This is a genomic window from Bradyrhizobium sp. Pha-3, from assembly GCF_042258325.1.
GTDB classification, from domain to species: Bacteria; Pseudomonadota; Alphaproteobacteria; order Rhizobiales; family Xanthobacteraceae; genus Bradyrhizobium; species Bradyrhizobium elkanii.
In genome coordinates, this window is sequence record NZ_CP170151.1 from 5977631 (window position 1) to 5997194 (window position 19564).

Consider the following 19564-nt stretch of genomic DNA (forward strand, 5'->3'; position numbering starts at 1 on the left):
TACCATAACCCGGGTGCCCGGTGGCGATCGTGCCCATGGGGCAGAGCGCAAAGGATCTCCGCATCTCGCATTGGGATAAGGTCGCAATCAGACACCTCTCGGCGTCGATACGCATTTGGCTTCGCTGAGGCCCCGTCGAGCCCGCATCATCGGAGACAGCGACCATCCCCGTCTGCCAGCCGGCACACGGCGCCGCGGCGCCTCCGCACCTTTGTCGTACGTGATGACGATGCCCCTGAAGCGGATGGCGTCGGCTTCCGCCTTTGCATCGAGAGGATTACCCCCGATCCACCGGGCATGCGCGGAACTCCTGGCGATTAACCCAACGCCGCATGGAGATCGGCCACTCGCTTGCGCCACCGCCAGTTGCGGTATACAACCGATTATATTTCAAGCAATTCTTAGTTTCTGGCAGTTTCATGAACGGATTTGGAATGGCGCGCGCCCGTGTGGAGCGCAGCGGATACGACCGTGCGTTGGCCATTGCCTGCCTCATCGTGTTGGGCTTTACCCTGTACTGCGTGCTACCGAAAGTCGTTGACGGTACCGGCGCGACCGGGCTCGACTTTTCATGCTTTTGGAGCGCGGGGCAGATGGCTCTCGATGGCCATGCCGCCACCGCCTACGATTGGCCGCGGTTGCGGCAAGCGATCATTCAAATACACCCCAGCTTGAACCAGGCTCCGTTCCCCGTTTACGAGGTGCCGATACCGTTTTTCTACCCGCCGTTTTTTTTCTTTGCGGCGGCCCTGCTGGCACTGCTGCCGTTTCCGACCGCGTTCTGGATCTGGAGCACCACAAAGCTGCTGTGCTGGGCGCTCGTTGTTTCCGCCATCCGGCCGCGCTTTGCGGTACTGCTGCTGGCATTCGCCGTGCCGGCCGTCCTCTACGATTTCATTGTCGGCCAGAGCTCCCTGCTCGCGGCATCGCTGCTCGGCGCCATTCTGCTGACGCTGGACAAGCGTCCGATCGTCAGCGGCTTCCTGATCGCGCTGCTGATCTTCAAGCCGCAATATGGCGTCCTGCTTCCCCTCGTTCTGATAGCTACTGGACGCTGGACCGTCTTCATCACAGCCAGTTTGGTGGTACCGGTGCTCATGCTGCTCACCGGGCTTACCTTCGGCTGGGACACTTTTGAGGGGTTCCGTGAGGCAGCCGTCTTCGCGACGACGCAGTTCCATCTCACCGGCACGCTGGCTTGGTACAAGCTGCAGAGCGTCTACGGCTTGCTTCGGTTTGCCGGCTTTGGCTACGGATCGGCCATCGCATTGCACGTCGCGGTCGCTGCCGCAGCCGCGACGTGGATGCTGATCATATGGCGCCGCAACGTCAGCTTCGCCGTCAAGGCCGCGAGCTTGCTCGTCGCAACATTGCTCGTCTCTCCCTACTTCGCGATCTACGATACGGCGCTACTGGCTCTCGCGCTCATCTTTCTCATGAACGCGCCCATGGCCGAACATGGCTCGCTGCTCTCGAATCGCTCCGAACTCCGGATCGGGTTCGGCGTGCTTGTCCTGGCGGGGTTTACCTACCCGGTCGCGCTCGTGCCCGTCGGTCCGTTCATGTGCGCGACCCTCATCGCGATGATCTGGATGAGATGCAGGCAACCCGGTGTTAAGCCGGATCTGGCTTACGGCTGAGGAGGCCACCGCCAATTGACGGACTTTCCGATAGCACCCGTCAATTCGTCTTCGGCGTGAGCATCTTGCCTTCGATCTTGGGAAGATCGTCGGTCGAGGCCGACTTGTCGCCGCCGGCACGGCGGGCGAGTTCGACCGTGAGCCGTTCGGCGGCTTCCGGCTGCATCAGGCCGAGGATGTCGGACATCTTGCGCGGCTGGATCTGCGAGGCGATCTGGTAGAGCACGTTCATTTCCAGACGATCGAACACCTTCGCGGCGTCCTTCGGCTTCATGTTCTCGTACATGATGACGATGCCCTTGAAACGCGCGGCATCGGCCTCCGCCTTTGCCGCGGCATCGGCATTCGCCTTGGCATCATTGGCCTTGGCCTCCTCGACCTTGGCCTCGATGCGTTTCTCGGCGGCCTTCAACAGGCTTTCGCGGATCTCGACCTCGCGCGCGCGCGTCTCAAGCTCCTGGCGGCGCGACTGCAATCGTTCCAGGATTGCGCGCTCCGACGCCGACACCGGCGCGGGTGCATCCAGATTGACGACAACGCCATCGGGCTTGGACGGCTCCGCGGCCGGTGCGGCCGGCTTCGGCGCCTCGTCCTTCTTGGCGTCCTTGTGCTCGACCGATCCCGTGATGTCGCCGGGATCGCCCTTGATCTTGCTGTCAACCACCGCCTTGCCGGCGCCGGGGAAGTTGAAGTTCTGCTGCGCCCAGGACTGGCCGGCCGGCGGCGTATCGTCGGCAAACACGTAACCGCCATCGAGCACGAGGCCGGCGACCTTCAGCACCATCAGGCCGAAGATCGCGACCAGCACCACGGGCATCACTCTGATGTCACGAAGCAACTTCATGCAGCGAGGCCGCTGGCCCTCCTGCGCTCGGTGAAGGCTTCAGCTGCCGCGGCCACCGCGTGCGCGGCCGAGACCCTGGGCGCCTGCGCCGCTGGCGCGGCGGGCGCAACTGCCTGTGCCGGTGCATGCGCGGGCTCCGACGGCCGCGCGGCCAGCGCGATCTTGGACAGGCGGCGCACCACGTGGTCGCCCTCCGCCAGCTGGTTCTTCAGCAGCCCCGACATCTGCGTCGCCGCATCGAGCTGGTTGCCGAGGTTCTCGTTGACGTCACGCACCGCGTGCTTCAACCCGCCGATCGCCCGCTCCGCGATCTCGGTCGCGGTGATCAGTTCGGCGATCGTCGCCTTCAGCGAATGCTCGTCGGCCTTCAGCCGCTGCAGGCGTTTGTTGAGCAGCCAGCAATAGCCGATCGTCAGCATCAGCAGCACGGCTACCAGACTCTCGATTGCTAGTCCAAGCACATGACTCATGGTGCCTCCATCATCTTGGTCCGCTCGTCCGCCTTCTCGAACATCGCGAAGGTGGTTTGGGGTTTACGCAAATTCTTGGTGACGCGGATCGCGACGCGATCGCCGACCCGGCCCATGCGCCCTTCCGTCAGGGTGACGTTGCCGCAGCGCACCGAAACCAGCGCGTCGGAGCGGATATCCAGTGGCAGGGTGTCGCCGACCTTGAGCTTCATCAGCTCCTTCAGCGGGATATCGGCTTCATACAGCACCGCATCGACCGAAATCTCGGCCTGCGCCACTTCGGTGGCGAAATGGCCCTCCCAGATCGGGTCGCGGCCGAATTTTTCGCCCATGAACATCTGCAACAGCACGTTGCGGATCGGTTCGATGGTGGCGTAGGGCAGCAGCAATTCGACATTGCCGCCGCGGTCTTCCATGTCGATGCGCAAGCGCACCAGGATCGCGGCATTGGCCGGGCGGCTGATCGCTGCAAAGCGCGGGTTGGTCTCGAGCCGGTCGATCGTGAAGGTCACCGGCGACAGCGGCCGGAACGCCTGCTCGGCGTCCGACAGCACCACCTCGACCAGCCGCTTGACGAGGTTGGTCTCGATCGTGGTGTAGGGCCGGCCCTCGATCTTGAGCTGGGTCTGGCCGCGGCGGCCGCCGAGCAGCACGTCAATCATCGAATAGATCAGGTTGGAGTCGACCATGGCGAGGCCGAAATTCTCCCACTCCTCGGCCTTGAACACCGAGAGCACCGCGGGCAGCGGGATCGAGTTCATGTAGTCGCCGAAGCGCACCGAGGTGATGCGGTCGAGCGAGACTTCGACGTTGTCGGAGGTGAAATTGCGCAAGCTGGTCGTCATCAACCGCACCAGGCGGTCGAACACGATTTCGAGCATCGGCAGACGCTCGTAGGACACCATCGCGGAATCGATGATGGCGCGAATGCCGGAATGGTCGTCGAGGCTGACGTCGCCGACCGTGAAGCCGAGGAGATTGTCGATCTCCTCCTGCGACAGCACGCGCTCGCCATTGGTGTTCTTGCCGCCGAAGTCGCGGCTGCCGTCCTCGACCATGGCGGCCCATTGCAGCGCCATGTTCTCGGTGAGCTCGTTCTTGGCGGCTTCCGCCGCGGCCGCCTCGGGATCCTCGGAATCGAGCGAGGCTTCCCATTGGGCCGCAATGGCGTCCTGGTCCATCTGGTCGTTGCCGGCCATGGCTTTACACCCACCCCGTCACTGGATCACGACTTCCTTGAACAGCACCGCGTTGACCTGGTTGGGTGCCAGCGCGAGATTGACGCGCTTGGTCAGTTCTTCCTTGAGGCGGAACAGGCCGGCCGAGCCGTTGAGGTCGCTCGGGCGCAGCTCGCGCATGTAGGTCTGGAACAGGTCGGTGACGCGCGGCAGCGCCGGCTTGATCGCCTCGACCTGTTTCTCTTCCTTGACCTCGAGCACGAGCTTCAGCTTGAGATATTGCACGCGCTCGCCGGGCGCGCCGACCAGATTGACCAGCATGTCGGGCACGTCGACGAAGCTCGGCGGCTTCGGCGGCGGCGCTTCGGCGTGCTGCTCCTCGCCGTGGCCGCGCATGAAGAAGAACCAGCCGCCGGCGCCCGCGCCGAGCACGACGAGGAAGCCGACGACGGCAATGATCAGCTTGAGCTTGCCTTTCTTCGGAGCGGCCGCGCCCTCGCCGCTCTCCGTCTTTTCCTCGTCCGCCATCGTCCGCTCGCTTCACTCTGAAGGATGCGAACGCGATTTGCCCCAGCTTTGGCTTGAAGACGCGATACAAAGGCCGCCGGCGCACACGCGCCCCAATAATGGCAACGCTAGGGTCATAATGGTTAACGGAAGCTTAGGATTTACCATCCACTAGGAAAAAACTGCCGGGCAAACATGGTCAACAAGACCTTTCTGCCGCCCCCTGCGCACCACGGCCAAGCACCTAAACCATTCAAATAACTTACTATTCCGAGTTGGCACGGCTTTCGCTGAGAGGACGGCGTGACTGGAGGGTTTGGGAGAACCCAATGGTTACCGACGGGTCCGGCGTGAAGGTTTGGGAGAACCTGCATTCGGATCGCCTCACAGGGGAGAACCACCGATGCAGAATACCCTTCTGGTCGGCCTATCGAAGCAGATGGTGCTGGAACGGCAAATGGATGTCGTCTCCAACAACATCGCGAACATGAACACCAACGGCTACAAGGCCGACCGGTCGCTGTTCCAGGAATATCTGTCCTCGAACGCGCATGAGGACAATTTCGCGTCCTCCGACCGCCGCGTCTCCTTCGTGCAGGACCGCGCGACCTTCCACGATTTCTCGCAGGGCCCGACCGAAGAGACCAAGAACCCGCTCGACGTCGCGATCGACGGCAATGCCTTCCTGGTGGTGCAGACGCCGGGTGGCGAGCGCTACACCCGCGAAGGCAGCCTGCAGATCAACAATCGCGGCCAGCTGGTCACCGCCTCCGGCTACCAGGTGCTCGGCACCGCCGGCCCGATCACCTTCCAGCAGACCGACCACGACGTCTCGATCGCCGCCGACGGCAACATCACCGTGCTCGAGGGCACCTCCCGCCTCGACTCGATCCGCGGCAAGCTGCGCCTCGTCTCGTTCGCGCAGGCCCAGCGCCTGCTGAAGGAAGGCTCCAACCTCTACGCGCCGGGCGAAGGCACGCAGGCGCTGCCGGACACCAAGGCGCAGATCCGCCAGGGCTTCATCGAGAAGTCGAACGTCAACTCCGTCGTCGAAATGAGCCGCATGATCGAGATCACGCGGACCTACACCCAAATCGCCTCGCTGCTGCAGCAGCAGAGCGACCTGCACAAATCGGCGATCGAGAAGCTCGCCGACGTGCCGAACTGATCCGGGGGATTGACCGATGCGCGCACTTTATACAGCTGCGACGGGAATGGCGGCACAGGAACTCAGCGTTCAGGTGATCTCCAACAACATCGCGAACCTGCGCACCACCGGCTATAAGAAGCAGCGCGCCGCGTTCCAGGACCTGATCTACGACCATGTGCGCCGGGTCGGCGCGCAGGCCTCCGACCAGAACACCATCATGCCGATGGGCATCGACCTCGGCGGCGGCGTGAAGACCGTCGGCACGCCGCGCATGATGACCCAGGGCACGCTGTCGCCGACCGGCAACGATCTCGATATCGCGATCCGCGGCGAAGGCTTCTTCAAGATCCTGATGCCGGACGGCACCTTCACCTACACCCGCGACGGCTCGTTCCAGATGGACAACCAGGGCCGCATCGTCAACGCGCAGGGCAATTTGCTGCAGCCGACGATCACGATCCCGCAGAACGCATCCGGCCTCACCATCAATGCGCAGGGCCAGGTCTCGGTGACGCTGCCGGGCCAAACCGCATCGACCAACATCGGCCAGATCGGCCTGACCCGCTTCATCAACAAGGCCGGCCTGATGCCGATCGGCGACAACCTGTTCCAGGAAACGCCGGCCTCCGGCCAGCCGCAGGACGGCACCGCCAACACCGACGGCTATGGCGACATGCAGCAGAGCAACCTCGAGCAGGCCAACGTCGAGGTGGTCTCGGAAATCTCCGACCTGATCGCCGCGCAGCGCGCCTATGAGATGAACTCGAAGGTGGTCTCCGCCGCCGACCAGATGATGCAGTCGACCTCCAACCTGTTCCGCTGAGGATGATGTCGATGATCGCCCGCTCACTCCTGATCGCAGCTGCGCTTCTTGCAGCCTCGATGACTTCGGCGGCCGCGCAAAGCCGCCGCGAGACCATCGCGGTGCCGACGCTGCGCGCCAGCATCACGGTCGCCGACGACATCGTGCGGGTCGGCGACCTCATCGACAATGCCGGCAGCGCCGGCAGTGTCGCGGTCTACCGCGCGCCGGACCTCGGCACGACAGGCACGCTGCCGGTCGCGCAAGTACTGAACGTGTTGCGCTCGCACCAGGTGATCGGCGTCGATACCCGCGAGCTGAAGGAGATCACCGTCACCCGGCTGGCGCGCACCATCGACAGCAAGGAGATCGAGCAGCAGGTGTCGCGCGCGCTGGAGGGCCGCCACGGTCTCGGCAGGGCCGGCAACATCGCGCTGACCTTCGACCGCGATCCCGGCGACATCCGCCTCGAGGCCACCAATACCGGCGTGATGCAGCCGATCGCCGTGCGCTACGACCCGCGCTCGACGCGTTTCGACCTGACTTTCGAGATCGGCAACGACGCCGGCACCGCGCCGTCGAAGCTGCGCTTCACCGGAACCGCGATCGAAACCATCGAGGCCGCCGTGCTGACGCGCAATGTCGAGCGCGGCGACGTGCTGAAGGCCTCCGACGTGATCGTCGAGCGCCGTCCGAAAGCCGAGATCGGCAACGACGCGGCGGTGCGCGACAGCGCCGTCGGCATGCAGGTCCGCCGCCAGCTCCGGCCCGGCCAGGCGCTGCGCGTCGCCGACCTCGCGAAGCCCGATCTCGTCACCCGCGACCAGAATGTCACGCTGATCTATCGCACCGCAGGCCTCTACCTGACGATCCGCGGCAAGGCGATGGATGGCGGCGCCGAGGGCGACACCGTCAGCGTGATGAATCTGCAGTCCAAGCGTGCCGTCTCCGGCGTCGTCACCGGCCGCGGCGAGGTCTCGATCTCGGTCGCGACCCCGCGCCCGGCGCCGACCGCCGACGCCACCGAATCCAATTCCGCTTCCATCAAGCTGAGTTCAGTCGCACCAAACGCCGAGTAAAGTTCATGTCCCAGTACCGCATCAACCGCCTCGTCCTGACCGGTGCGCTGCTCGCACTCGGAACGATCGCCAGCGGTTGCTCGTCGATCGACCGTCTCTCCCAGATCGGCGAGCAGCCGAAGCTGTCGTCGATCGACAATCCGACCACGCAGCCCGGCTACAAGCCGGTGCAGATGCCGATGCCGAAGCCCGAGGTCGCCTCCTACAGCCCGAACTCGCTGTGGCGCAGCGGCTCCCGCGCCTTCTTTAAGGACCAGCGCGCAGCGCGCGTCGGCGACATCCTGACCGTCACGGTGAACTTCACCGACAAGGCCGCGATCGCCAACGAGACCCAGCGCAGCCGCACCAACTCCGAGGATTCGGGCGTCACCAATTTCCTGGGCTCGCAGACCATCACGCAGCCCAACAAGATCCTGCCCGGCCGCATCCTGACCGCCGACTCAACGGCCTCGAGCGACGGCAAGGGTTCGGTGAACCGCCAGGAAGCGTTGCAGACCAGCGTCGCCGCGGTCGTCACCCAGGTGCTGCCGAACGGCAATCTCGTGGTCGAGGGCAAGCAGGAGATCCGCGTCAATTTCGAAATCCGCGAGCTGATCGTGGCCGGCATCGTGCGCCCGGAGGACATCCAGAGCGACAACACCATCGATTCCTCAAAGATCGCCCAAGCCCGCATCGCCTATGGCGGCCGCGGCCAGATCACCGACGTGCAACAGCCGCGCTACGGCCAACAGGTTCTCGACGTGCTGCTGCCCTTCTAACGGCGTGATCCCGCAAAATGGAAACCAGTTTTCGGAAACGGATCATGCCTGAGTAGGACTCTTGCGAGCTCCCACATCTCGTCGCGAACCTAGGCGCGGCGCGGTGTACCAACACGGCCCTCGCTAGCTCCCCTGGCGGGGGCCGTGGCTTTTTGTGACCGGTGGCGTGCGCCGGCGCGATCGCCGCACACCAGTCCGATACCGCTTCACGAAAGTCGTGCCATCGCCTTGTTGGTTCGTTAACCCTCGCAACAGCGCACAGTAGAAGTGCCGGCGCTTGCAACGTAGCTAGACGACAACGCAGGGTTTTCTGTTTGTATGACGGTCATGCAAAGAGACGGAAAATATGCGGCGTGGTTCCGGACGCCGCGGGGCGAAGGCACCGGAATAGTCCAGCTCGCAAATGGCAGGATCTCGGGCGGCGACGCCATGTTCACCTATGGCGGCACCTATCAGCTCGATCAGGACCGCTTCACGGCGACGCTGACGACGCACCGCTATGCCGACGGCCCGTTCACCACCGTGTTCGGATGCGACGAGGTCGAGGCGCAGCTGACCGGCTCGTTCAACGGCAACCGGGCGGTGTGCTCGGGCACGGCCAAGCAGGCCCCCGGCGTGCTGTTCGAAGCCACGCTGTTTCTGCAGCAGCAGGAGCCGGAGCCCGCCCCCGGCCCAAGGACCACGACAATGCGCGCGGGTGTGGCGAGGCTGCCGAAGCTCCCCGACCGACGCACGACGGTCGTGAGCAGGCGTTTCAGCTAATCCGTCCGCAATCCCGATGGCGTCGCCACCCGGTCCGGCGTACGATCGCGCATGCGCGAAGCGCAGCCCATCGATGCAGCCGGAAGGAGGACCGCATGTATGCCGCCATCCGTCACGCCAAGGCGAAGACTGGTAGCGCCGAGGAACTCGCGCGCCGGATCAAGGAAGGCGCAATCCCGATCATCAGCGACGTCGAAGGCTTCATGGCCTATTACGTGGTCTATGCCGGCGACGATACGGTCACCGCGATCAGCGTCTTCAACAACCATGCCGGCGCCGAAGAGGCCAACCGCCGCGCGCTGGCCTGGATCGACGACAATCTCGGTCCATTGCTGGTTGGGCAGGCCACCGCGGTTGCGGGTCCAGTGATCGTGCACACCATAGCCTGAAGGCCGCAACCGCGGTTGCGGGTCCAGTGATCGTGCATACCATAGCCTGAAGGTCGCAACCGGCAAACTTCGCCCGGCAGAAGCTGCCCGCGGCGCGTCGTGCGCGTATGGCGGCGCCACGATCCCTTTGAAATCACAGCTGCAACGGATGGCACGCCATTTGCTCCGCGATTGCAGCATTGCAACGGGGACTGCGCGCGCAGATGACGTCGATCTCGGCCCTTGGATCGGTCACCGCCGGCATGACGACTGGCACATTGAAGAAACCGCTGACCGCCGATGCCACCGGCTGCGGCTCGCTCGGCGACACCGTCGAGCAGAAGTTTCTCAAATACGCGCAGATGAGCCCGATGGACCGGATGCGCGCGAACATCCTCAAAAGCATGGGCATGTCCGAAGAAGACCTCAAGAACATGACGCCGGATCAGCGCGCCGCGGTCGAGCAGAAGATCAAGGAGCTGATCGAGCAGGCGTTCCAGAAGAACGCCGGCAAGGCCGGCCAGGCGGTCGACATCTCGGCCTAGCCTGGCTGCGCGAGCGCGACGGCCGCATTCACGCGTCGGGCCCGTCGCTCAGGACAATGAAGGCCTTGCCGCCGAAGTCGTATCGCGCGACCTCGCGCATGCCGAGCCGCAGATGCGCCTTGAGCGAGCGCGGGTTGTCTTCCCTGATGAAGAGGATTGCCTCGCGGCCGGGGAACGTCGCCTGAAGCTTCGCGTACAACGCCTCCAGGACGCCAAGGCCGCGCGCGTCCCGCGAGACGCACACCGGGCCGTATACATATGCATCGGGACTGCCCGGCCAGGCCTTCAGCATGGCCTGCACCGGCGGCGCCTCGCCATATCCCTTCTCCGACGTCAGGAGCGCGCCGAGCAATCTGCCCTCATCATCGGTCGCGACGACGATCGGCTGCCCGTTTGCAATGCGCGTCTCGATCGCCTCGCGCGGCCATTGCCCGAGCAGCATGCCGCCGCGGTCGCCGGCGTTGGCCGTCAGCAGCGCGGAGATGGCGTCCGCATCCGGCGATGTGGCGAGCCTGGTCTTGATCATCTCGGATGGATCGCGAGCACCATGGCGGCGCAGCTCACGCCTTCTTCTTCGCGGTCGCGCGGGTACCCGCGGCCTTCTTCGCCGGCTTCTTCGCGGATTTTTTGGATTTAGCCTGGTTGAGCTCGATCGCGGCACGAATGAGCGTCTTCAGCGCCGGGGCGTTGACCTTGTCGCCCTCGAACAGATCGATCGCGCGCCGCGCATTGCCCTCGAAGCCGGTGTTAAAGAGTTTGTCGGGGTCCGGCAGTTGCGCGCCATACATGAAGGTCAGCTTGACCTTGCCCTTGTGGGCGTTGCCGACTGCGATGATGCCGTCGCGCGACCACACAGGACTGCCCATCCACTTCCACTCCTCGATGATCTCAGGATCGGCGGCGAGGATGCTCTTGCGCAGGCTGGCGAGCGTCTTGCCGCGCCAGTCGGTGAGATCCTCGATCATCCGATCGATACGTTCCGGTGCCGTCATTGCCGTCCCTCGCGCCTCATCCATCCCAAGTCGTCACGTCATGCAATCACACTTGGGACGCGGACGTCGATCCCCCATGCTGACGCCGCGGCGAGAGATAGGGCAACGCGAACAGATAAAGGCCGCTGAGCAGCATGAAGATCAGCGGGAACAGCGCCAGCAGGCCGATCCAGACCACCTGCTGCTGCTGCAGGACCATGGCGACGATGTTGATGATGACGGCGACCGTGAAGGCGATCGAGAGCCAGCGGTGCGATTGCCGGATCCAGTTGTTCCAGTTCAATGTGACCTCCTGTTGAATGAATGTTGTGAGTTCGCGAGCGCGCCTCACTCCGGCCGCGCCATCAGCTGATCGAGATTCTCGAGGAACTGCTTCCATCCGGCATGGGCGCCGCCATAGGCCTGCTTCTGATGCGGCTGGAAGCCGGACTGCTCGACGCGCAGATGGGTGCCGGTGGCCGTCGGCGTCAGCGTGAAGACCACGACGCTCTCAAGATTGTAGGCGGCATCCGCATGCGCGAAATTCCAGGTGTAGGACAGCGTCTTGTGCGGCTCCACGGTGAGCACCTTGCAGTCCAGCACGCCGCCCCACTCGCCGCGCAGGTTGAAGCTGTGCCCGACCTCGGGCTTGAAATCGTTTTTCATCAGCCACTCCTCCATCAGATGCGGTTGGGTCAGCGCGCGCCAGAGCTTTTCCGGCGGATGAGGAAATTCACGCTCGACGATCGCGGAGCGCGTTTCAGCGGTGGTCTTGTTCATTGGTCCATCCTTTTGAGGAGATCTTCGAGGTGGTCGAACCGGTTCTGCCAGAAGCCCGCCATCTGGCTGGTCCAGTCGATCAGTGGCGCCAGCGCGCCGAGTTGCGCGCTGTAATGGGTCTGCCTGCCTTCATGGCGGTCGCGCACCAGTCCGGCCTGCTTCAGCACACCGAGATGCTTCGACACCGCCGGTTGCGAAATCCTGGCGCGGGCCGTCAGGGCGCCGACGGTCTGCTCGCCCTCGCGGCACAGGCGCTCGAAGATGGCCCGGCGGGTCGGGTCTGCAAGGGTTCGAAACAGGATGTCGTGAGCGTCTGGCATTTGCGATCAATAACCCATCGGTTATGGATTAATGTATAACCATCCAGCTATGGATGAGTCAACCAGAAACTTCGGCGGTTCGGCCGTGGCCGCGCTACCTGGGGTTTTCCGGCTCAATCGCACAACAGGACCGCCGAGCCTTTCATAACCCGCAGGTTATCCGGTGGCGCCGATCGGCCCTTCGGGCCGTAGCCCATCGCGCAGGGAAAGCCGGGTTGTCCGGTTACACCTGTGGTCCTACTTCCGTGCTTTCTACCTTTTGCACGGGGCCCATGGGTGCAATCAGCACCCGGCTTTCCCTGCGCCCTCTGTCCAAGAGAGGGCGAAACGAAGATCAAAGCTCGGACAAATCATGTCGCGAGAATGCGGAAGTTTGACTCACAACGCGCGCAACACATTCCATGTCGTCCCGGCGAAAGCCAGGACCCATTACCCCAAATCTCAATTGCTGCGCGATGCTGGGGCCGCGATCCCGTTCATCATCAAATGCGGTGGTTGATGGTGTGGACGGCCCCCTACGGCATCAGTGTGCCAGAATGAGGTTGTCTAGATCTCATACATGGGAGCCGTCCGTGAACCAGATTATCCGCATTGGGATTGATACGTCGAAGTATATTTTTGTGCTGCATGGGGTTGATGCGGCGGAGCAGGTGGTGCTGCGCAAGAAGCTGTCGCGCAAACAGGTGCTGGAGTTCTTCGCCAAATTGCCGCCGACCGTGATCGGGATGGAGGCCTGCGGGGCTTCGCAACATTGGGCGCGGGAGCTTTCCAAGCTCGGTCACGAAGTGAAGCTGATGGCACCGCAATTGGTTAAACCCTACGTGATGCGGAACAAGAATGACGGGCGGGATGCAGAAGGTCTGTGTGAAGCGATGAGCCGGCGGAGCATGCGCTTCGTGCCGGTGAAGACGGCCGAGCAGCAGGCTGCGCTGATGCTGATGGGTGTCCGCGACGGATTGATCGTCCGGCGTACCCAGCTGACCAATACGATCCGCGGCCATGCGGCGGAGTATGGCCTGATCGCACCCAAAGGACTGGACGCGATCGAGCCGCTGCTGGCGCGGATTGCGCAGGACGAGACGCTTCCCACCCTGGCGCGCGAGCTGTTTGTGGTGCTGGGCCGGGAGCGCGCCAGGCTCGAGGGTGAGTTGAAGGCGGTTGAGGCCAAGCTGATGGCCTGGCACCGCGGCGATGCCACGGGCCGGAGCCTGGCTGAGATCCCCTCGGTCGGTCCGATCGTTGCAACCGCGCTGGTGATGAAGACACCTGATCCGCACGCGTTCCGTTCTGGTCGTCATTTTGCGGCCTGGCTGGGATTGACACCCAAGGACCACTCTACCGCCGGCAGGACCAGGCTTGGCAAGATCACGCGGGCGGGCGATGAGGACCTGCGCCGTCTGCTGGTCATCGGGGCCACAGCGGTGATCCAGCAGGCCAGGCGGGGACGCGGTCATCACTCGCGCTGGCTGCTGGCCCTGATCCAGCGCAAGCCGCCGAAGCTTGCGGCCGTGGCGCTTGCCAACAAAGTAGCCCGTATCGCCTGGAAGTTGATGGCGACGGGCGAGAGTTACGAGGCGGCACGGATCAAGCCCATGACAGCCGCCGCCTAATCGATTGGCCGGCCGGCGGGCTCGCTCGTCAGCCGACCCGGAGCTGCAAGAGCAGATGGAGCGATCGATCGAGCAACGATGCGAGACAGTCCGCAGGACCCATCGGCCGTCAAAAGGCCGCGTGGTTGTTTGGAACTCGCATCGCGCAAACCATCTTGGCCAGCGATCCATTCGATCGCACCCAACAGGCCGGACATATGGATGCAAGCGATCCGATCTCACCAAACAGCTCTTGTGCCACGGGGGCCGTCCACATATGGGTCCTGGCTTTCGCCAGGACGACGATCGCGTGTGTAGCATCCGCTCTGTCATCGCCCGGCTCGACCGGGCGATCCAGTACGCCGCGGCCTCTCGGCTCAAGCACCGGCGTCTCTGGAATACTGGATCACCCGCTTTCGCGGGTGATGACACCGCATGTTTGTCATCTTGAATCGAGAACCATCCTCATTGTCGTCCCTGCCTATGCGCAATTGCGCACGGGAGCAGGGACCCATCACCACAGAAGCGAATTGTCATGCACTATTGCAACGACGAGTCCCGCCTCCAACATCCGGGCGCGCAAAACCGTGTCGTTGCGGTGGCACTGCGCATGATCTACAACCTTTGCACGGACGCGATTGCTATTCTCGGATAATTTTACGGAGATTTTTGATGTGCCAGCTTTGCGAAATCACAGCTCCCACCCAGACCTCCCGGCGCCGTTTCCTCGCTGCTGCAGCCTGCACCGCCGCCAGCCTCGCCCTTGTACCGCCGGCTTCCGCCAGGGAAACCAAATCGCCGCCGAAGCCGCAGAATGTGCTGGCGCCGGACGCGGCGCTGGACCGGCTGGTGAAGGGCAATCTCCGCTATGTCGAAGGCGTCGCGCGGCGGCATGATTTCAAGCACGAGCGCGAGGCGCTGGCCGGCGGACAGAATCCGTTCGCCGGCATCCTGAGTTGCGCGGACTCCCGCATCGCACCGGAATACGCGTTCGACACCGGCCGCGGCGATCTGTTCGTCTGCCGCATCGCCGGCAATTTCGCCAGCGACGAGACGATCGCGAGCCTGGAATATGCATCGGCCGTGCTCAACGTGCCGCTGTTCATGGTGCTCGGCCACGACAGCTGCGGGGCGGTCGACGCCGCCATCAAGTCGCTGAAGGACAACACCACCCTGCCCGGCCATCTGCCCTCGCTGGTCAACGCGATCGCACCGGCGGTGAAGGCGACCGAGGGCAAGGGAGGCGACCGGCTCGCCAACGCCATCAGGCAGAACGTCATCGACAACGTCGCGAAGCTGAAATCGGCGACGCCGATCCTGAGCGCCGCGGTCGATCAGGGCAAGCTCAGGGTGGTCGGCGCGGTCTACCGGCTGACCGACGGCAAGGTCGAGCTCGTCACGGACGCCAAACGCCCGACGACTTGAAAGTCAGGTGAATTCAGTAAAGTCAGGTCAAGGTCGCAAGGTCGCGCTACACACTCGGTGTCGTCCCTGCGAAAGCAGGGACCCATAACCACGAATGCTAACTGTTGCATGGCGCCGGAACGACGAGCGCGGTTCACGACGGCCGCCGCGGGGTATGGGTCCCTGCTCCCGTGCGCAATTGCGCACTAGGCAGGGACGACATCTTTGATGTGGAGACAGGCTCGCACAACGTCACCTCACGTAAACGCCGCTTCCACCTTGCCGAGACCGTCGAGCTCCATCACGACCGTGTCGCCCGCGTTCAGCCACACCGTCTTGACCAGGCTGCCGGTCAGCACGATCTGGCCGGCATGCAGGCCACGACCTTCAGTGGCGAGATGATTGGCGAGCCAGGCGAGCGCGTTGTGGGGATGCCCGAGCACGTCGGCGCCGGTGCCGCGGCCTTCTTCCTTGCCGTTGACGATCGCGCGTCCCGCGACCGCGCGCAGATCGGGCACGGTGATGCGAGGCACCGCCTCCCCGAGCACGCAGCCGGCCGCGAAGAAGTCGTCGGCAATCAGCGTCGGCGCGCCGAGCGTCTCCCATTTGACGTAGCGGTCGTCGACGATCTCGATCGCGGGATAGTAGGCATCGATCGCTTCCGCGACCCATTCGGCGGTGAACGGCGCTTCGCTGGGAGCGAGATCGCGGGCGAGCCGCACCGCGATCTCGCACTCGACGCCGACATGGACGAACTCGGCCGCCGCCAGCCGCACGCCGCTGTCGTGCACGACCTTCTCGAACACGCCACCGCCGCAGGGGTGCGGGATGTTGATATATTCCTGCATCACCGCGCTGGTGCAGCCGATCTTGTAGCCGACGAGGCTGCCCACGTGTGGCTGCATCAGATCGTGCAGCGCATACTGCACCTGATAGCCTTCGGCCTCGTCGCGCGGCGCGACGTCCTTCGGAAGCGCCTTGAGCGGCGTCCGGCTGCGACGCGCGCTGGCGATCGCCTTTGCGGCCGCGAGGACCCGATCCATCTGCGCAGCCTCCCTGGTGTTCTCGGCGGCGCGGTGGCGCCTCCGTCTGCTCGCAGCAATTCAGCACTCGCCGACCCGTCTGGCAAGCACGCTCGACGGGAGCTGCCGTCAGGCCTTGACGAGGCCGAGCCGGATCAGGCTCTCGGCGGTTGCGACGATCATCTCCTCATTGCCGCGCGGGCGCCAGCCGAGCAGGTTTTGCGCCTTGGCGCTGGTCGCGCGGCGCACCTTGCCGAGCAGCGGCAGCGCGGCACGGGCCATCGGGTTGCGCCGTGCGGCGAGCCGCATCATCCAGTCCGGCGCCTGGAACCGCGGCACGCGCCGCGCCTTGCTGCCGAACTTTGCGCGCAGCACCCGGGCGACCCCGAGGATCGACATGGTCTCGCCGGCGACCGCCAGGAAGCGCTCACCGCTCGCCTTGGGCGACATCATGGCGCGCAGATGCAGGTCGGCGACATCGCGCACGTCGACGAGGCCGAAATGGATCCGCGGCACCGCCGGCATCGCGCCGTCGAGCAGCGCCTTGATGATGCCGATCGACTCGGAGAAATCGGCACCGAGCGCCGGGCCGAACACCGCGCTGGGATTGACCACGGCAAGTTCGAGGCCATTGCCTTCGCGCGCGACGAAATCCCAGGCGGCGCGCTCGGCCAGCGTCTTGGATTTCGGATAGGCCTGCACGCCCTCGCCATCGAGATTGGACCACACGGTCTCGTTGAACGGCGCCGCTTGCGGCGGATGGCCGTAACCGATTGCCGCGAACGACGACGTCACGACGACGCGCTTGACGCGGGCGTCACGCGCAGCGCGCAACACCCGCAGCGTGCCTTCCCGCGCCGGGACGATCAGCTCATTCTCGTCCTCTGGCACATAGGCGCCGAGCGGCGATGCCACATGCAGCACGTAGTCGCACCCGGTGGCCGCCTCGCGCCAACCGTCGTCGCGCAGCAGGTCGGCGGTGACGAAGCCGATCTGGTCGGGAGCAAGCGCACCGCCCTCGCGCAGCATCGCGATCACGTCGTTGCTGCGACCCGGATTGCGCACCGTCGTTCGCACCGCATGCCCGTCGGCGAGCAGCTGCAGGATGGTATGCACGCCGATGAAACCCGATCCGCCCGTGACCAATACCGTGCTCATGTCCCTGCCCTCTTCATGTTCGGCGGATGGGCCCGACATTGCGCTGCCCGCCCTGCACAGGCCGCATCTGGTCACCTATCTGACCCTGGACAAGTAGGATGAAATTCGAGACCGGTATGGAAAACAATACCAGCGATATGTGTGACGGCGGTGAATGCGAGAGCTGTCCGACCGACCCCAATGTGCTGATCGAATTCAAGCACGCGATCCACGCGCTCGGGGGAAAGTGGAAGCTCGAGATCCTGTTCACGCTGATGAATGGCGGCGTGCGGTTCGGCGCGCTGCGCCGCGCGCTCGCGCCGATCACCCAGCATATGCTGACCGCGCAGCTGCGCGAGCTCGAGCGCGACGGCCTGGTGGCGCGCAAGGTGCTCGCCGAGAAGCCGCTGCAGGTCGAATACGAGCTGACGGATTCGGCCTGGAGCCTGACGCCGGCCTTCCGCGAATTGCTGGCATGGTCGAAGACGTTCGGCCCGCGCCGCAGCGCCGCGGCAAGCGCGACGACGCTCGGAGCCGGAATTGGCTGAGTGGTGTTGAACTGCGACGGCATCGGCACTGCGCCCCCTCTTCCGCAAGCGGGAGAGGTGCAGCGAATGCGTGGCAAGGCTGGACCACGCATCATCGGACATCACTCCATGCCAAGCGCCTGCCGGATCGCGATCTCGACCGGCGAATACGCACCATCCGCACGTTCCAGCCGGTACGGTTCGCCGGCAGCGAGCGACGGCTGGGCCATGAAGCGCGGCGTCGTGCCCCGATGCTTCTGCGCGGCATGCACCAGCAACGGATGGCACAGATAGACCGTGCCGGCCTCACCGGTCGCGAGCGCGACCTCGCAGTCGGCGCCGACATCGTCGAGCACCATCCGTGCGCGTCCGGCCTCGCCCGCCGGCGCGAGGCAGCGGGCCATCGGAAGGTGCGAGCCGACCCTGATCCGGGTCGGCGCGTCATCCTCGCCGACGTCGGAGAACAGGAACAGCAGCAACAGCGCCCGGCCGCGCGAGACGACATTGGCCCGCCAGGCGGAGAAGTCGCCGCGCTCGTTGGGGTCGCAATCCTCGCCAGGGAAGCTGACGTCGATGTGCCAGCCGGCGTCGCCGGGATCGTCCGGATGCGGGAAGCGCACCGGAAAGGTTCCAATGTCGTCGCGCGGGCGCCAGCGGCCGGGACCGGCGATCTGGTCGAACGCCCGGTGCAGCAGCGGGGTGTTGATCGCTTCGCGAAACGGCGTACCGCCGTACCCCGGCAACCGGATCACCGGTTGGGTCCAGGTCAAAGGGTCGTGCTCGCTGCACGGCAAGTCGCGCCACATGATGGCGCGTCCCCGGTCGGCGAGTTCCCGGGGAAAGGCGCTGTCGATCCGGACAAAGCCCTGTTGGATGAATTGCTCGATCTGCGCGCCGTCAAGCGCACGCGGGTCGTTTCGAGGGGGCATGATTGTCTCTCAAACTGTCGCCGGCCATCGCTGCTCCGCGATGCGCGGAACCTGACCGGCTCATTCGGTTTCACTGGAATCCCAGGAGCGAAAGCCCGTGGGGCCGCTCAGCGCTTCCAGGAGGAAGCGGGATCAGCCCAGGAAAAACACCGAAGCGATGTTGAGAGTGCGTGTCATCATGGCGGCGCGAACGTACAACCGGTACGCGCCGGTAGCAATCCGTGGCGATCCGTCGCCACTATTCGTCGCGATAGACCTTCTCGCGCTTCTCGTGGCGTTCCTGCGCCTCCACCGACAGCGTTGCGATCGGGCGGGCTTCGAGCCGCTTCAGCGAGATCGGTTCACCGGTCTCTTCGCAATAGCCGTAGGTGTTGTCTTCGATGCGCTGGAGCGCCGCGTCGATCTTGGAGATCAGCTTGCGCTGACGGTCGCGGGCACGAAGTTCGATCGCGCGGTCGGTTTCCGAGGACGCTCGGTCCGCGAGGTCGGGATGATTGACGTTCTCTTCCTGCAACGTCTGCAACGTGACCTTCGATTCGCGGAGGATCTCATCCTTCCAGGCCAGCAGCTTGGCGCGGAAATAATCGCGCTGCCGCTCATTCATGAAAGGCTCTTTTTCAGTCGGCCGGTAGTTCTTCAGCTTTTCCAAAGGCAGCCATGTCCCTGTCAGGCGGAGGGAACACAACCCCTCCGCGCGGCGCCTTATATAGCCACGTCATGTGACAGACAATATCTGCCACCGCGAAAGGCGGGCCGCCCCCAAGGCCTTGCACAGGCAAACT

General features: G+C 64.3%; 24 protein-coding genes. 11 read left to right on the plus strand and 13 right to left on the minus strand.

Going from position 1 to position 19564, the window contains the following annotated elements; all coding sequences use genetic code 11:
• Positions 1–434 precede the first annotated feature (434 nt).
• On the plus strand, positions 435–1640 hold the full coding sequence (locus ACE10X_RS28480; RefSeq protein WP_038385477.1) for a glycosyltransferase family 87 protein: 1206 nt from the start codon (positions 435–437) through the stop codon (positions 1638–1640).
• Positions 1641–1680: 40 nt separating this feature from the next.
• On the opposite strand, the gene ACE10X_RS28485 is transcribed toward ACE10X_RS28480, so the two are convergent.
• The 4 genes from ACE10X_RS28485 to fliL are packed head-to-tail and all read right to left on the minus strand — an operon-like array spanning position 1681 to position 4660.
• Positions 1681–2484 carry a MotE family protein gene (locus ACE10X_RS28485; RefSeq protein WP_038385478.1) on the minus strand — a complete coding sequence of 268 codons (804 nt, stop codon included), beginning with the start codon at positions 2482–2484 and terminating at the stop codon, positions 1681–1683.
• Positions 2481–2954, minus strand: coding sequence for a DUF6468 domain-containing protein (locus ACE10X_RS28490; RefSeq protein WP_038385479.1), 474 nt, complete (start codon positions 2952–2954; stop codon positions 2481–2483). Before ACE10X_RS28490 ends, ACE10X_RS28485 begins: the two co-directional genes overlap by 4 nt.
• The gene (gene fliM, locus ACE10X_RS28495; RefSeq protein ID WP_028339794.1) at positions 2951–4153 is read right to left on the minus strand and encodes a flagellar motor switch protein FliM; all 1203 of its coding nucleotides are present in this window, start codon (positions 4151–4153) and stop codon (positions 2951–2953) included. The genes ACE10X_RS28490 and fliM overlap by 4 nt, the downstream gene beginning before the upstream one ends.
• A gap of 18 nt (positions 4154–4171) precedes the next feature.
• A complete protein-coding gene (gene fliL / locus ACE10X_RS28500; RefSeq protein WP_028339793.1) occupies positions 4172–4660 on the minus strand; it encodes a flagellar basal body-associated protein FliL in 489 nt (162 codons plus the stop codon).
• 382 nt (positions 4661–5042) lie between these two features.
• Between fliL and flgF the strand changes: the two genes are divergently transcribed.
• The 7 genes from flgF (at position 5043) to ACE10X_RS28535 (ending at position 10103) form a co-directional block, all read left to right on the plus strand.
• Positions 5043–5807: a flagellar basal-body rod protein FlgF gene (flgF, locus tag ACE10X_RS28505; protein ID WP_016846737.1), complete on the plus strand. Its 765-nt coding sequence runs from the start codon at positions 5043–5045 to the stop codon at positions 5805–5807.
• 16 nt (positions 5808–5823) lie between these two features.
• Positions 5824–6612, plus strand: a complete 789-nt coding sequence (flgG, locus tag ACE10X_RS28510; protein WP_028337173.1) for a flagellar basal-body rod protein FlgG — start codon at positions 5824–5826, stop codon at positions 6610–6612.
• A 2-nt stretch (positions 6613–6614) separates the two neighbouring features.
• Positions 6615–7670, plus strand: coding sequence for a flagellar basal body P-ring formation chaperone FlgA (gene flgA, locus ACE10X_RS28515; RefSeq protein WP_038385480.1), 1056 nt, complete (start codon positions 6615–6617; stop codon positions 7668–7670).
• Between the two features lie 5 nt (positions 7671–7675).
• A complete protein-coding gene (gene flgH / locus ACE10X_RS28520; protein ID WP_038385481.1) occupies positions 7676–8428 on the plus strand; it encodes a flagellar basal body L-ring protein FlgH in 753 nt (250 codons plus the stop codon).
• Positions 8429–8755: 327 nt separating this feature from the next.
• On the plus strand, positions 8756–9190 hold the full coding sequence (locus ACE10X_RS28525; protein ID WP_038385484.1) for a hypothetical protein: 435 nt from the start codon (positions 8756–8758) through the stop codon (positions 9188–9190).
• 95 nt (positions 9191–9285) lie between these two features.
• The gene (locus tag ACE10X_RS28530; protein WP_026193017.1) at positions 9286–9579 is read left to right on the plus strand and encodes a hypothetical protein; all 294 of its coding nucleotides are present in this window, start codon (positions 9286–9288) and stop codon (positions 9577–9579) included.
• Positions 9580–9782: 203 nt separating this feature from the next.
• The gene (locus ACE10X_RS28535; protein ID WP_304557758.1) at positions 9783–10103 is read left to right on the plus strand and encodes a hypothetical protein; all 321 of its coding nucleotides are present in this window, start codon (positions 9783–9785) and stop codon (positions 10101–10103) included.
• Positions 10104–10131: 28 nt separating this feature from the next.
• On the opposite strand, the gene ACE10X_RS28540 is transcribed toward ACE10X_RS28535, so the two are convergent.
• From ACE10X_RS28540 to ACE10X_RS28560, 5 genes are read right to left on the minus strand one after another with little or no spacing between them, the layout of a single operon-like run.
• Positions 10132–10629, minus strand: a complete 498-nt coding sequence (locus ACE10X_RS28540; protein WP_038385486.1) for a GNAT family N-acetyltransferase — start codon at positions 10627–10629, stop codon at positions 10132–10134.
• 34 nt (positions 10630–10663) lie between these two features.
• Entirely contained in the window at positions 10664–11095 is a 432-nt protein-coding gene (locus ACE10X_RS28545; RefSeq protein ID WP_038385502.1) for a DUF1801 domain-containing protein, read from the minus strand.
• Positions 11096–11141: 46 nt separating this feature from the next.
• The gene (locus ACE10X_RS28550) at positions 11142–11378 is read right to left on the minus strand and encodes a hypothetical protein (protein WP_038385487.1); all 237 of its coding nucleotides are present in this window, start codon (positions 11376–11378) and stop codon (positions 11142–11144) included.
• 44 nt (positions 11379–11422) lie between these two features.
• Entirely contained in the window at positions 11423–11854 is a 432-nt protein-coding gene (locus ACE10X_RS28555) for an SRPBCC domain-containing protein (protein ID WP_038385488.1), read from the minus strand.
• Positions 11851–12174 (minus strand): helix-turn-helix transcriptional regulator, encoded by a 324-nt coding sequence (locus ACE10X_RS28560; protein WP_016846748.1) that lies wholly within the window; start codon positions 12172–12174, stop codon positions 11851–11853. The genes ACE10X_RS28555 and ACE10X_RS28560 overlap by 4 nt, the downstream gene beginning before the upstream one ends.
• 572 nt (positions 12175–12746) lie before the next feature.
• Here ACE10X_RS28560 and ACE10X_RS28565 point away from each other — a divergent pair.
• Together ACE10X_RS28565 and ACE10X_RS28570 are read left to right on the plus strand one after the other, a co-directional pair.
• Positions 12747–13784, plus strand: coding sequence for an IS110 family transposase (locus ACE10X_RS28565; protein ID WP_375763201.1), 1038 nt, complete (start codon positions 12747–12749; stop codon positions 13782–13784).
• Positions 13785–14435: 651 nt separating this feature from the next.
• The gene (locus ACE10X_RS28570; protein ID WP_038385489.1) at positions 14436–15188 is read left to right on the plus strand and encodes a carbonic anhydrase; all 753 of its coding nucleotides are present in this window, start codon (positions 14436–14438) and stop codon (positions 15186–15188) included.
• 236 nt (positions 15189–15424) lie between these two features.
• Here the strand turns inward: ACE10X_RS28570 and ACE10X_RS28575 are convergent, their stop codons facing one another.
• Together ACE10X_RS28575 and ACE10X_RS28580 are read right to left on the minus strand one after the other, a co-directional pair.
• Positions 15425–16210 carry a 2-keto-4-pentenoate hydratase gene (locus tag ACE10X_RS28575; protein WP_038385490.1) on the minus strand — a complete coding sequence of 262 codons (786 nt, stop codon included), beginning with the start codon at positions 16208–16210 and terminating at the stop codon, positions 15425–15427.
• A 108-nt stretch (positions 16211–16318) separates the two neighbouring features.
• Positions 16319–17347, minus strand: coding sequence for an aldehyde reductase (locus ACE10X_RS28580; protein ID WP_038385491.1), 1029 nt, complete (start codon positions 17345–17347; stop codon positions 16319–16321).
• Positions 17348–17445: 98 nt separating this feature from the next.
• On the opposite strand from ACE10X_RS28580, the gene ACE10X_RS28585 reads away from it, so the two are divergent.
• Positions 17446–17874: a helix-turn-helix domain-containing protein gene (locus tag ACE10X_RS28585; RefSeq protein WP_085970652.1), complete on the plus strand. Its 429-nt coding sequence runs from the start codon at positions 17446–17448 to the stop codon at positions 17872–17874.
• A gap of 101 nt (positions 17875–17975) precedes the next feature.
• Here the strand turns inward: ACE10X_RS28585 and ACE10X_RS28590 are convergent, their stop codons facing one another.
• Together ACE10X_RS28590 and dksA are read right to left on the minus strand one after the other, a co-directional pair.
• Positions 17976–18782, minus strand: a complete 807-nt coding sequence (locus ACE10X_RS28590) for a hypothetical protein (RefSeq protein WP_038385492.1) — start codon at positions 18780–18782, stop codon at positions 17976–17978.
• A gap of 238 nt (positions 18783–19020) precedes the next feature.
• Positions 19021–19386, minus strand: coding sequence for an RNA polymerase-binding protein DksA (gene dksA / locus ACE10X_RS28595; RefSeq protein ID WP_170991616.1), 366 nt, complete (start codon positions 19384–19386; stop codon positions 19021–19023).
• Between the last annotated feature and the right edge of the window lie 178 nt (positions 19387–19564).

Excerpts from the sequence above, each read along its gene's own strand:
- ACE10X_RS28575 (WP_038385490.1), bottom strand. The coding sequence starts at position 16,210 with ATGGATCGGGTCCTCGCGGCCGCAAAGGCGATCGCCAGCGCGCGTCGC.
- ACE10X_RS28485 (WP_038385478.1), bottom strand. The coding sequence starts at position 2,484 with ATGAAGTTGCTTCGTGACATCAGAGTGATGCCCGTGGTGCTGGTCGCG.
- ACE10X_RS28590 (WP_038385492.1), bottom strand. The coding sequence starts at position 18,782 with ATGCCCCCTCGAAACGACCCGCGTGCGCTTGACGGCGCGCAGATCGAG.
- ACE10X_RS28555 (WP_038385488.1), bottom strand. The coding sequence starts at position 11,854 with ATGAACAAGACCACCGCTGAAACGCGCTCCGCGATCGTCGAGCGTGAA.
- fliL (WP_028339793.1), bottom strand. The coding sequence starts at position 4,660 with ATGGCGGACGAGGAAAAGACGGAGAGCGGCGAGGGCGCGGCCGCTCCG.
- flgH (WP_038385481.1), top strand. The coding sequence starts at position 7,676 with ATGTCCCAGTACCGCATCAACCGCCTCGTCCTGACCGGTGCGCTGCTC.
- ACE10X_RS28580 (WP_038385491.1), bottom strand. The coding sequence starts at position 17,347 with ATGAGCACGGTATTGGTCACGGGCGGATCGGGTTTCATCGGCGTGCAT.
- flgA (WP_038385480.1), top strand. The coding sequence starts at position 6,615 with ATGATGTCGATGATCGCCCGCTCACTCCTGATCGCAGCTGCGCTTCTT.
- ACE10X_RS28530 (WP_026193017.1), top strand. The coding sequence starts at position 9,286 with ATGTATGCCGCCATCCGTCACGCCAAGGCGAAGACTGGTAGCGCCGAG.
- ACE10X_RS28570 (WP_038385489.1), top strand. The coding sequence starts at position 14,436 with ATGTGCCAGCTTTGCGAAATCACAGCTCCCACCCAGACCTCCCGGCGC.
- dksA (WP_170991616.1), bottom strand. The coding sequence starts at position 19,386 with ATGAATGAGCGGCAGCGCGATTATTTCCGCGCCAAGCTGCTGGCCTGG.
- ACE10X_RS28540 (WP_038385486.1), bottom strand. The coding sequence starts at position 10,629 with ATGATCAAGACCAGGCTCGCCACATCGCCGGATGCGGACGCCATCTCC.
- ACE10X_RS28480 (WP_038385477.1), top strand. The coding sequence starts at position 435 with ATGGCGCGCGCCCGTGTGGAGCGCAGCGGATACGACCGTGCGTTGGCC.
- fliM (WP_028339794.1), bottom strand. The coding sequence starts at position 4,153 with ATGGCCGGCAACGACCAGATGGACCAGGACGCCATTGCGGCCCAATGG.
- ACE10X_RS28490 (WP_038385479.1), bottom strand. The coding sequence starts at position 2,954 with ATGAGTCATGTGCTTGGACTAGCAATCGAGAGTCTGGTAGCCGTGCTG.
- ACE10X_RS28545 (WP_038385502.1), bottom strand. The coding sequence starts at position 11,095 with ATGACGGCACCGGAACGTATCGATCGGATGATCGAGGATCTCACCGAC.
- flgF (WP_016846737.1), top strand. The coding sequence starts at position 5,043 with ATGCAGAATACCCTTCTGGTCGGCCTATCGAAGCAGATGGTGCTGGAA.
- ACE10X_RS28525 (WP_038385484.1), top strand. The coding sequence starts at position 8,756 with ATGCAAAGAGACGGAAAATATGCGGCGTGGTTCCGGACGCCGCGGGGC.
- ACE10X_RS28560 (WP_016846748.1), bottom strand. The coding sequence starts at position 12,174 with ATGCCAGACGCTCACGACATCCTGTTTCGAACCCTTGCAGACCCGACC.
- ACE10X_RS28535 (WP_304557758.1), top strand. The coding sequence starts at position 9,783 with ATGACGTCGATCTCGGCCCTTGGATCGGTCACCGCCGGCATGACGACT.
- ACE10X_RS28585 (WP_085970652.1), top strand. The coding sequence starts at position 17,446 with ATGAAATTCGAGACCGGTATGGAAAACAATACCAGCGATATGTGTGAC.
- flgG (WP_028337173.1), top strand. The coding sequence starts at position 5,824 with ATGCGCGCACTTTATACAGCTGCGACGGGAATGGCGGCACAGGAACTC.